The following is an 11,757-nucleotide window of genomic DNA, read 5'->3' as shown; positions in this document are numbered from 1 at the left end:
ATGTATCTCTCCCTCGATTTCCAGCCCCTGCTGTCGACCCCACTGCTGGCATTGCTGCTCCTGCCTTTGCTGGCGCTTGCATTGGCGGGCCTGTACCTGCGCCAGCGCGGCGGCGTGATCCGCCTGCTCGCCGTGGCCGCGCTCGCCATGGCCCTGTTCAATCCCGTTGTCATCAACGAGGAACGCGAGCCGCTCAAAAGCGTCGTCGCCGTGATCGCCGACCGCAGCCAGAGCCAGGATATCGGCGAGCGCACCGCCGATACAACCGAGGCGCTCAAGCAGGTCCAGGCCGCGCTGGCGCGCCTGCCGCAATTCGAGGTGCGGACCGTGGAAACCAACCGCGCCAGCGAAACCGACGATGCCACGGCCACGCGGCTGTTCCAGGCCATGAACGGCGCATTCCGCGATGTTCCGCCTTCGCGCATCGGCGGCGCCATTATGATCACCGACGGACAAATCCACGATATCCCGAACAATGTCGCGGCGCTTGGTTTCAATGCACCGGTCCACGGGCTGATCACCGGCCGTCCGGGCGAGATCGACCGGCGTATCCAGTTTGTGCGGGCGCCGCGCTTTGGTATTACCGGCAAGCCGCAGCAGATGACCTACAAGGTCACGGCCGCCGGTGAACCCCAAGGCGGCCGGGCACGCGTCACCGTGCGGGTGAACGGCAATGAAGTTACGTCCCAGGATGCCATCATCGGCCAGGAAATGCCGCTTGAAGTGACGCTGCCGCGCGCCGGCGTCAACATTGTCGAGCTGGCAGTCGACGCCGTTCCCAACGAGCTGACCGAAATCAACAACCGCGCTGTCGCCATGGTCGACGGCATCCGCGAAAACCTGAAGGTGCTGCTGGTTTCCGGTGAGCCGCACAATGGCGAGCGCACCTGGCGCAACCTGCTGAAATCCGATGCGTCGGTGGATCTGGTTCATTTCACCATTCTGCGCCCGCCGGAAAAGCAGGACAGCACGCCGATCAATGAACTGTCGCTGATCGCCTTCCCGACAACCGAATTGTTCGTCAACAAGATCGATCAGTTCGATCTGATCATTTTCGATCGGTATCAGCACCGCGACGTGCTGCCGCTGCTCTATTACGATTACATCAACGACTACGTGCAGAAGGGCGGCGCATTGCTGATTGCCGCCGGTCCTGAATATGCGGGCAACGTCTCCATCGCCAACACGCCGCTCCTGACCATCCTGCCGGCAACGCCGACAGGCGATGTCACCGAGAAAGCTTTCTATCCGCGCCTGAGCGACGACGGCAAACGCCATCCCGTGACGCGCGGGCTTGAAGGCAGCACACAGGAGCCGCCGCAGTGGAGCCGCTGGTTCCGCGTCATCGATGTCAACAAGCCGGAAGGCACGGTCGTGATGAATGCCGGCGACAAGCCGTTGCTCGTGCTCAACCGTATCGGCGAAGGCAGGGTCGGCATGTTCCTGTCCGATCAGGGCTGGCTGTGGGCGCGTGGCTTTGAAGGCGGCGGCCCGCATGCGGCGCTCTACCGCCGCATTGCCCATTGGCTGATGAAGGAACCGGAACTGGAAGAGGAAGCCCTGACAGCGACCGGCAGCGGCCGCAACCTCGAAATCCGCCGCCAGACGATGAAGAAGACCGCCCAGCAGGCCAGCATCATCACGCCATCGGGCAAGAAGCAGGACATCCCGCTCACCGAGACCGAACCCGGCGTGTTCACTGCCTCGGTGCCGACAACGGAAATCGGCCTGTTTCAGGTTGCCAATGGCGATCTGACGACGCTTGCCCATGTCGGGCCGGTCGATGCACCAGAATTTGCGGACTATATATCGACGACAGCCAAGCTCGACGGTTTTGCCCGCGAAACCGGCGGCGGTGCCCGCCGCCTGCGGGCAACCGCAGACCAGGCATCGATCGAAGTGCCCAGCATCGTCGCTTCGCGCAGCTTCGCCAGCGCCAGCGGCGACAACTGGATCGGGTTGCGGCCGACGAGTGAAACCGTATTGAAGAGCGTCAACCGCCTGCCACTGTTCTCCGGCTTCCTCGGACTTGCCGCGATGATCCTTGTCCTTGGCAGCATGTGGTACCGCGAAGGCCGGTGATTACCGGCCTACTGACCGTCAATCCCCGCATGCCGTACCCGGCCCTGCACATCTTTCAGGGCGCGCGGCGTGAGTTCGCAGGCAAGGAACCGCGATGGTTCGACCGGCGCAGGCATCTCGATCTGATGCCCGACAATGGGGCGGAAGCCGAATGGCGCATAATAGGGCTCGTCCCCCACCAGAATGACCAGCTTGTGCCCGGCAAGCCGGGCGGCTTCCATGGACATGCGCATGAGCGCCGCGCCGATGCCCTGCTTCTTCCAGGCGGGCCGGACTGCCAGCGGACCGAGCAGCATCGCGGATGTCTTGCCGATCAGGATGGGCGTCAGCCGCACCGACCCCACCACATGCTCGCCGTTCAGCGCGACAAAGGACAGGGCACGGTCATGCGGACCGCCCTCGCGGATGCGGTAGGCGGCACGGGTGAAACGGCCGGGGCCGAAAGCTTCCTTGTTGATGTCTTCGATGGCAGCGTCATGCACCGGTTCTTCCGGCGCGTAGGTCACGACATGGGTCAGCATGCTGGGTATCTTCATAAAGGAGTAGACAATGGCCTTTGGCCAACACAGGAACGTCCGCCGCGCTGTTCAAGCGCCGGTTCGGGTTTCATCGTCGGATGAAGAGGAATCCTGTCACAAAATGTCTCCTTTTTTCCCGCGTAGCATCTCAGCCGCCCGCCGTAAACCGATTTTCGTGCGCCCATGGCAAAAAGTGACACTCTGTTCACCTGAGCCGGGGTGGTTTGAACGGCATTTGTGTCTAGGGTCAGGACCCATTAATCTGGTCGAAATGGTACGCGGCCATTTGTTTGGATACAAGGAGCGAAGGCGATGGGAATGTTTATCCATTCTCAAGTCCTTTGCGACGATGTAGCCGGGCAAATGGACCGTATCCTACGGACGCCGAAACGGCTGCAAGCTGCAGCGTCGAGCTGCTCGGTCGGGGGGAAGACCCCGCCCTTCGCATCTCTCCTCGCATCTTCTTGCCGTTTCAGGCGCCATTTCGATCATATTAATGGGTCCTGACCCTAGGTATAGGCAATCGGCAATAAGCGCAGTTACCGTTGCACGCAGGTTTGCGCGCCAAGGAGTATGAAATGGGTCTTCTGATTGACGGCAAGTGGCACGACCAGTGGTACGACACCAAGGACAGCGGCGGGCGCTTCATCCGTTCGGAATCGCAGTTCCGCAACTGGGTGACGGCGGATGGCTCTGCCGGCCCTTCCGGCAAGGGCGGCTTCAAGGCCGAGGCCGGACGCTATCACCTCTATGTTTCCTATGCCTGTCCCTGGGCGCACCGCACGCTGATCTTTCGCGCATTGAAGAAGCTCGAGGATGTCATTTCCGTATCGGTGGTCGATCATTTCATGGGTGCGGAAGGCTGGACCTTCCATGCCGTGGACGGTGCCACGCCGGATCACCTCTTCGGTTCGAAACGGCTCCACGAAATCTACACGCGCGCTGATCCTTCCTATTCCGGCCGCGTGACGGTGCCTGTTCTGTGGGACAAGCAGCAGAACACCATTGTTTCGAACGAGTCCTCCGAAATCATCCGCATGCTCAACACGGCGTTCGATGCCTTTGGCGATGCATCGCAGGATTTCTACCCCGACGCCCTGCGCAGCGAGATCGACGCCGTCAATGCCCTCGTCTATCCCAATATCAACAATGGCGTATACCGCGCAGGCTTTGCCACCACGCAGGAAGCCTACGGGGAAGCGTTCGACCAGCTGTTTGCCACACTCGATCAGCTGGAGGAGCGTCTCGGCAGGCAGCGCTATCTCGCGGGCAATCGGGTTACCGAGGCGGACTGGCGGCTGTTCACCACCCTGCTGCGCTTCGATCCGGTTTATGTCGGGCATTTCAAATGCAACCGCCAGCGCATCGCCGACTATCCGAACCTGTCCAATTACACCCGCGATCTCTACCAGGTGCCTGATGTGGCCGGGACCGTGAACATGCTGCACATCAAGGCGCATTATTACGGTAGCCACAAAACCATCAACCCGACAGGTATCATCCCCAAAGGGCCGCAGGTGGATTTTGCCGCGCCGCATGACCGGAACCGGTTCTGAAACTCACCAGGTGAGCGATATCTCGGCGCCATCGAGAATTTCGGCAAGCCGCCGCCGCGTCGCGGCGGTGGTGCCTTCCGGCAGGGCATCGAGCCGGAAAAATCCGGCTTCGGCGATTTCGCGGTCCGGCAGCCGTGGTGCGGTCTGCCGGAACGAACGGCAGACATAGAGCGCGACATGATCGCGCTTCGAGGCATGCGCATTGTGATAGATGGCAAAAAGCTGCGGCCTGGCCGTCAACTCGATATTGCCTTCTTCCATCAACTCCTTTGCCAGCGTGTGTTCGACCGTATGGCCGGTTTCCACGCCGCCGCCGGGAAACTGCCAGCCGGGCACATAGGTATGCCTGATGAGAAAGACCGACCGGGCCGCTTCGTCAAGGATCACGCCGCGCGCGCCCAATGTCATCGGGCGCCGCAGGAGAAAGTAGGTGTGAAACAGGCGATGCCGCCATTTCACGTTTTTGTCAGCCATTTCACCGGTCCTAAATGGGAACCCTGCTGCAGAGCAAAGGTTCTAACACTGGATTCCTACACCAGAGTCTCTTAAAGCTGGCATAATGTTTCGTCTCGCACATATCTCCGACATCCACCTGTCGCCCCTGCCCGCGCCAAGTCTGCGCGAGCTCGTGTCAAAACGCATCACCGGCTATATCAACTGGCGGTCCAACCGCAAGGGCTCGATGACCGGCGGTACGCTCGATACCCTGATTGCCGATCTGAAGACGCAGGCGCCGGACCATCTGGCGGTGACGGGCGATCTCGTCAACCTTGCGCTGGACGAGGAACTGGAGACCGCCGAGCGCTGGCTCAAAACCCTGGGCAATCCGCATGACGTGTCGGTTGTCCCCGGCAATCACGATGCCTATGTGCCCGGTGCTTTGAAAAAGACCCGGCGTTACTGGGCGCCATGGATGCTGGGCGACCGCGAGGCCGCCGAACACCGTCCGGTTGAGTTCCCTTACCTGCGGGTCCGCGGCGACGTCGCCCTGATCGGTGTGTCATCGGCCCGTGCCACCGCACCGTTCATGGCAACCGGCGATCTGCGCGACCGGCAGGCACGCCGCCTCGGCGAAATCCTTGAGGAGACCGGCAAACGCGGCCTGTTCCGGGTGATCATGATCCATCACCCGCCGGTGCGCGGCGCGGCGCCGTCGCACAAGCGGCTGCTCGGCATCGGCCTGTTCCAGCGGACCGTGCGGCGGCACGGGGCGGAACTTGTCCTGCATGGCCATACGCATCTGGCGACACGCTACGAGATCGACGGCCCCGGCTGGAAGATACCCGTCGTTTGCGTCCCTTCCGCCAGCCAAAGCTTCGGCGGCCACAAGCCCCCGGCGCGCTTCAATATCTTTGCCATCGCGAAGACGGCGTCCGGCTGGTCATGCCGCATGACCGAGCGCGGCATCGTCGATGCGGCCATGACCATCGAGACGATAGCCGAGCACGAGCTTCACGTTGGCGTTGTATCTGCGCCCGCCTGAGCGTCAGAAATAGGGTGAAAGCCGGTCCCAGAAAAAGGCGAGCAGCGCACCAGCGCCGGCGAAAGCGCCGATCAGCAGCCAGATGACCGCATTGACGAAATCATGCGCCATCGAGCGGTGCTGCCGCAGCTGAACCGCCGGCGCCACCGCCGGTTGCGGTGCGGGCGCAGCCGGGCCTGGCGGCACGGCATCGGCCTCCGGACGCAGGCTGATGCGCTCGCCCTCCATCATGCGCTGCCGTTCGACGATCCGCTCGGCAATGTAGGTGGTGACCGCGTCGGAAACCGGTTTCACCTCGGGCGACTCCGCCAGAACAGTCCGGCCAAGCCTTGTATCCCTGACAAAGCGATAGGTGCGCCTGTCCCGTCCCATCATCACATGCGCGGTGGCATCGATCCACAGGCGCGGTTGCAAGCCGGTGGAAATGGCAAAATCCCACTGCTCGTCATCGGCGGGGACGTCGTCGAAGACCGGCTGCAGATCCTGTGCCAGGATTTCGATGCGGGCGAGATCGGCTTCCTTCATGTCGATGACGACATCGCCGCGGTCGGCCGCTGCCACCTGCGCGCCGCGAATGGCATCGCCAAGCCTGCGTCTGGCATCCATCGGGCTGATCTTGTCGTGCATCTCACTCATAGGCGTTTCCGGCAAGGTGGGGTTAAGGCATCATTAACAATATGCGTCCGTCGTTGCATCACAAACTTGTCGGAATTCAGCCTGTGCGCACAGTTGTCGAAATGAGACGGATGACCTCGCCCGGAATCTCCTCGACCAGCATGTGACCGGCCCCGTCAAAACGATGTATCGAGAAACGCGGCGGCAGCCCTTCCGATTGATACACCGGCAGGACATTGTCCAGCCGGCCCCATGCAACGGTGACAGGCATGGTAAAAGCCTCGATGAACGCCCTGGGAATAGTTCCCTGCAATCCGTCCTTCATCATTCGGGCGAGAATGGCACCGAGCCGTTCGATCTGTCCCGGTTTGCGGCGCAGGTCCACGTCGCGCCGGATCATCTCTTCAGGAACAGGATTGCGCCAGCCGAACATGCCCTCTAAGGCCACCTGAAGCGCGTCATATGTTCGGGCCGCCGCATAATGCTGGAGCAGCCGTCCATTGATATCCGCGCCGAAACCGCCGGGAGCCAGCAAGGTCAAAGACGCCACCTTCTCCGGGGCGAAGGCGGCAACCAGCGCGGCGGTTGCACCGCCCATGGAGTGGCCGACCAGATGAACCCTTGGAATATCGCGCCCGTTGAGGTCCTCGACAACCGCCTGCGCGAAATGGCGGGCGGTCACCGCATCGGGGTAGTCCAGCGATGCACCATGACCGGGCAGATCGAATGCAAGGGTTGGATGATCAGTGGAAATCGCCGTTTGCACGGCATGCCAGCCGGCAGCCGTTCCGCCAAACCCATGCAGGAAGACGATGGGCGTTGCCTTCCCCTCACCCATCCCGATTGCGTGCAACTGGTGCATGAAACGCTCCCAACAGAAAAAGGCCGCTTCACAGCGGCCTTTTTGAGGTGTGCGGCTTATTTGCCGATGATGCGGTTGGCCGCCGAGACAATGCCCTCAAGCGAGGCGGCAACAATGCTCTTGTTGATGCCTGCACCGAAAATCTTGCCGTTCGGATGCTCGATTTCCATGTAGCTGATAGCCGCCGCATCGGAACCATGCTGGAGCGAGTGCTCCGAATAATTGACGACCGAGAGCCTGAAACCGAGATAGTGCGACAGGGCATCAATGAAGCCGTCGACCGGACCTGTTCCCCTGCCCTCGATCCGCTTCGTCTCACCGCGGTCGGTAATCTCCGCCGAGAGGATGCGCATGCCCTTGTGCTCCGTATCGGGATAGGTGTGGTGATCCACGAATTTCAGGCGGGCATCCGGCTGATCGACATAAAGCTCGAGGAACCGCTGATAAATCTGCTTGGATGGCATCTCTTTGCCTTCCTCGTCGGTGATCTGCTGGATGTCATCGCGGAACTCCACCTGCATGCCGCGTGGCAGATTGATGCCATAGTCAGCCTGCAGGATATAGGCGAGTCCGCCCTTGCCCGACTGGGAGTTGATGCGGATGATCGCCTCGTAGCTGCGGCCGACATCCTGCGGATCGATGGGCAGGTAAGGCACTTCCCACAGGGTCTTGTTGGCCTGCTTGATCGCCTTCATGCCCTTGTTGATCGCATCCTGATGCGAGCCGGAGAACGCCGTATAAACCAGTTCGCCGACATAGGGATGGCGCTCCGGAATCACCAGCTGGTTGGAATATTCGTAGACTTCCTTCATCCGGTTGATATCGGAACAATCGATTTCCGGGTCGACGCCCTGCGTGAACATGTTCAATGCGAGCGTGACGATATCGACATTGCCCGTCCGTTCGCCATTGCCGAACAGGGTGCCTTCCACCCGGTCGGCACCGGCCATCAGGCCGAGTTCCGTCGTGGCGATGCCCGTTCCGCGGTCATTGTGCGGATGCAGGGAAATGATCAGGTTTTCGCGATTGTCGAGCTGGCGGCACATCCACTCGATGCGGTCGGCATAGACATTCGGTGTCGACATCTCGACCGTCGACGGCAGGTTGATGATCAGCTTGTTGTCTGGCGTCGGCTTGACGATTTCCGTGACGGCATTGCAGATCTCCAGCGCCACATCGAGTTCGGTGCCGGTAAAGCTTTCCGGCGAATATTCGAAACGGAAGCCGCCGCCGGCCTTGGCCGCCATGTCGGTGATCATCTTGGCCGCATCGGTGGCAATGGATTTGATGCCGCCGACATCCTTGTTGAACACAACCCGGCGCTGCAATTCACTGGTCGAGTTGTAGAAATGGATGATCGGCTTGGTGGCGCCCTGCAAGGACTCGAAGGTGCGGGTGATCAATTCCGGGCGGCACTGCACCAAGACCTGCAGGGATACGTCGTCGGAAATATTGCCAGCCTCGACACACCAGCGGGCAAAGTCGAAATCCGTCTGCGATGCCGATGGAAAGCCGATTTCGATTTCCTTGAAGCCCATGTCGAGCAACAGGGCGAACATCCGCACCTTGCGGTCATGGCCCATTGGATCGATCAATGCCTGGTTGCCATCGCGCAAGTCGACGGAACACCAGATCGGCGCCTTTTCGATACGCTTGGACGGCCATTGCCGGTCCTTCAGATCAACCAGCGGATACGGCTCATATTTCTTGCGGGCATCGGGCATGCCCATGGTGCGGGGAGCGGTCATATCGGTCATTTGCTTCTCGTTTCCGGCCGTCTGCGCATCTCTGGCGCTGATGCGGCACTTTTTCAAGCGTTGGAATGGTCTTGTAAAGGGGTAAGGAGCAAAAAGCCTGGCGGCACTTTCGACCGCCGGACGCTCCTCTCAACGAGCCCGGCGATCGCCGATAAGGTCGAGAAGAAGCGGAAGGAGATAGGCGCGGCTGGTCAAACCCGCAAAAGCGGATTTGGCAAAAGACGACATATGTGTCTGGCGCGTTTCCATGGGCCAGACAATTAACCGACTGTCCGGCCGGATGCAAGAGGCGATCGCAGGGAACTCAGTTCTTCTTTAACTGGGCGCTCGTTCCCGAAAGCCACTCGCTGACAACTTTGACATCGTCATTGCCAAGGCCATGATCTGATTTGATCGAACGCGCCTCGACCGCCGCCCCGTGCGAACGCAGCAAGGTCGCAAGCGCTGGCGCGAATGGCGCATAGGTCTGGTCGGCGACACCGGAAACCGTCAGGACCCGGGCACCGGCGAGATTGGCATCGGTATTTTCGGTCAGCACCGGCATGGAGCGCAGCAGCACCGCCTGCTTGACCATGTCGGGATAGAGCATCATCACTGCGCCAACCAGGTTGGCGCCGTTTGAATAGCCGAGGAATGTCGTGCGATTGAGATCGATCTTGTACTTCTCGGTCGCCTGCTTCAGGAAACCGGCGAAGGCCTTGGCCTCGACATGAATATCCTTCTGGTCGAAGCTGACCGGCGTCAGGCGGCGATACCACCGGCTGGTGCCATCCTGTACAACCCGGCCGCGCACGGCTAGCAGCAGGGCGTGCGGCGCGATCTTGGTGGCAAGGGAGACGAGACTTGTTTCGTCCTGACCCGAGCCATGCAGAAGAACCATCGCATCGCCATTGGGCTCATCCGGCCGGTAGAGGCGGTACTTGAACGCAAGGTCGTCGCGCAGCGCGCTCTCCCCCTGTGGAACAATCTCGCCCTTCACTGCCTTTTTCAACATGCCCGCACCGCCTGTTGCAACGATATTGATGGGCTGCACCTTCTCCGGCGCCGCCACTGCAGCCAGCGGCTTCTGCCCGCAGGCTGCAGCGCTAGTTTTAGCGGGAACCGCAAGCGGATCAACCGTGTTCGCAGGGACCTGTGTCTTCGCCGCCGCTGGCTTCTCACAGTCAATGATGATCCGCGCACTGGCGGGATAGGCCGCAGCGATCAGTGAAAGCCCGGTGAGAAGTGCGTAGAGGGTCGGTTTACCCATAAGTTAATCCTGACAGTTAAAGGTTAACCAGTCTTGTAAACAGCCGCGGTTATCCGCTCGGCGCTGCCATGCGTTCTTGGCGCTCGATTCCCTGAAGAATGGATGCTTGCCGCCAAATCCTGTGTCCCCTGACAGACGCCCCCGGCGCTGCATCATCGATGGAGAAAATGTACCGACTGACAATGGTGTCATTCAGCGGCTCTGCTATGTCAATACAATTGTAACAAAATCATGACAGCCCGAAACATTGCGTGACAAATGTTGCCACGATGCACCATTTTCATTGCGCTCCAACCCAGATTCATCAGTTCCAGAGATGAGAGACCGGCACGGCAAACATGTTGGAACCGAATGGAACAACCTTATCGCCATCATAGATGAGCATACCCGCGATAAAGCGGCCTTTTGTGGCCTCTGCGAGCTTACGCATTCCACGAAAATCCGCCGATAGCACGGTAGCGGACGCCTTGACTTCAAGCCCCACGATCCCGCCCCGATTGTCTTCAAGAACAAAATCAACCTCTTCCTGGGTCCGGGTCGTCGTCCTGAAATGATGAATGGACATTCCTCGCGCCTGCATCCATCCCACCTGTTTAACAAGCTCGCCAAAAACAAAACTTTCCAGCAAATATCCGAACACATTCCGGTCCGACTTGATTCCATCCATTGAGGCGCCGAGTACGGCAGCAAGCAGCCCGCTATCCAGAAAGTGAAGTTTTGGCGACTTGGCCAGCCGCGATATCTGATTGTTGTGCCATGGTTCCACAGAGTAAGTGATGTATAAGGCCGTGAAGATATCGAGATAGCGTTGGACGGTCTTGCGATCCATTGCCAGAGCAGCACCGATTTCACTGAAATTGACGAGTTTGGCCGAATAGTTTGCAAAGAGACGGATCAGCCGCGGCATGTCCCCAATACGAGCGATATCTGCGATGTCGCGCACGTCCCGCTGAATAATGGCGTTTATATAGTCGAGATACCATTTGGTGCGGCGCTCCGGCGTTGAGCGTGCGATTGCTTCGGGATAGCCGCCTGCCAGGACAATCTCAATCAACTCGGAGCCTGAAACGGATGTTCCTTTAACCGGTGCCACCTGGCCTTGAAACGCCAGATCAAGAAAGGCTGGCTTGTGCCCGCTGATTTCACCCCGCGCCAACGGCATCAAAGTAATCACTTCCATCCGGCCCGCCAGGGAATCGGCGACTGTTGGCAGTGTCATGATGTTGGCCGAACCAGTCAGCAGGAAGCGTCCCGGGCGCGGATCTTCGTCAACACTTTCCTTGATAGCGAGCAATAAACCAGGCGCTCGTTGAATCTCGTCAATCGTCACGCGATCCAGGTCCCTTATGAAACCTTTGGGATCAGATTTGGCAGCATTCAATATCGTTGCATCGTCGAGCGTAAAATAGCTCCTCGACACGTCTGACACAGACTTTGCCAAAGTCGATTTTCCTGCCTGACGTGGCCCTGCAATCAGCACCACTCTGCTGTCCGTCAGAGCAGACCTTACATCCTGTGCAGAAAATCTCGGATACATTTTCCAACTGCGTGAACGGTTTGCAAATCGACCCTAAGACACAAAATGGGATTCTACAAGACACAAAACGGGATTTCACCCGATACAAAATGGGAATC

The 11,757-nt window shown here is 59.6% G+C and carries 10 protein-coding genes; 3 read left to right on the top strand and 7 right to left on the bottom strand.

The genetic code is table 11. The annotated features are described in order from the left end of the window. A complete protein-coding gene (locus C5750_RS01025) occupies window positions 1-2,082 on the top strand; it encodes a hypothetical protein (protein ID WP_105732013.1) in 2,082 nt (693 codons plus the stop codon). Window positions 2,083-2,090: 8 nt separating this feature from the next. On the opposite strand, the gene C5750_RS01020 is transcribed toward C5750_RS01025, so the two are convergent. Continuing rightward, window positions 2,091-2,603 (bottom strand): GNAT family N-acetyltransferase, encoded by a 513-nt coding sequence (locus C5750_RS01020; protein ID WP_105732012.1) that lies wholly within the window; start codon window positions 2,601-2,603, stop codon window positions 2,091-2,093. Between the two features lie 575 nt (window positions 2,604-3,178). Between C5750_RS01020 and C5750_RS01015 the strand changes: the two genes are divergently transcribed. Beyond that, complete coding sequence (locus C5750_RS01015) at window positions 3,179-4,156, top strand: glutathione S-transferase family protein (protein ID WP_105732011.1); 978 nt, start codon at window positions 3,179-3,181, stop codon at window positions 4,154-4,156. 3 nt (window positions 4,157-4,159) lie between these two features. Here the strand turns inward: C5750_RS01015 and C5750_RS01010 are convergent, their stop codons facing one another. After that, entirely contained in the window at window positions 4,160-4,630 is a 471-nt protein-coding gene (locus tag C5750_RS01010) for an NUDIX domain-containing protein (RefSeq protein ID WP_105732010.1), read from the bottom strand. 85 nt (window positions 4,631-4,715) lie between these two features. Here C5750_RS01010 and C5750_RS01005 point away from each other — a divergent pair, with 85 nt between their 5' ends. After that, the gene (locus C5750_RS01005; RefSeq protein ID WP_105732009.1) at window positions 4,716-5,639 is read left to right on the top strand and encodes a metallophosphoesterase family protein; all 924 of its coding nucleotides are present in this window, start codon (window positions 4,716-4,718) and stop codon (window positions 5,637-5,639) included. A gap of 3 nt (window positions 5,640-5,642) precedes the next feature. Here the strand turns inward: C5750_RS01005 and C5750_RS01000 are convergent, their stop codons facing one another. The 5 genes from C5750_RS01000 to C5750_RS00980 form a co-directional block, all read right to left on the bottom strand. Then, on the bottom strand, window positions 5,643-6,275 hold the full coding sequence (locus C5750_RS01000; protein ID WP_105732008.1) for a hypothetical protein: 633 nt from the start codon (window positions 6,273-6,275) through the stop codon (window positions 5,643-5,645). A 76-nt stretch (window positions 6,276-6,351) separates the two neighbouring features. Next, entirely contained in the window at window positions 6,352-7,116 is a 765-nt protein-coding gene (locus C5750_RS00995) for an alpha/beta fold hydrolase (RefSeq protein WP_245420949.1), read from the bottom strand. A gap of 56 nt (window positions 7,117-7,172) precedes the next feature. Then, the gene (gene leuA / locus C5750_RS00990; protein WP_105732006.1) at window positions 7,173-8,873 is read right to left on the bottom strand and encodes a 2-isopropylmalate synthase; all 1,701 of its coding nucleotides are present in this window, start codon (window positions 8,871-8,873) and stop codon (window positions 7,173-7,175) included. 304 nt (window positions 8,874-9,177) lie between these two features. Then, complete coding sequence (locus C5750_RS00985) at window positions 9,178-10,122, bottom strand: alpha/beta hydrolase (protein ID WP_105732005.1); 945 nt, start codon at window positions 10,120-10,122, stop codon at window positions 9,178-9,180. Between the two features lie 304 nt (window positions 10,123-10,426). Continuing rightward, window positions 10,427-11,605, bottom strand: coding sequence for an ATP-binding protein (locus C5750_RS00980; protein ID WP_342588446.1), 1,179 nt, complete (start codon window positions 11,603-11,605; stop codon window positions 10,427-10,429). Window positions 11,606-11,757 lie beyond the last annotated feature (152 nt).

It is taken from the genome of Phyllobacterium myrsinacearum, from assembly GCF_002980555.1.
Taxonomy (GTDB): Bacteria; Pseudomonadota; Alphaproteobacteria; order Rhizobiales; family Rhizobiaceae; genus Phyllobacterium; species Phyllobacterium myrsinacearum.
The sequence above is the reverse complement of the archived record's forward strand: the minus strand, read 5'-3'. Positions and strand labels throughout refer to the sequence as shown.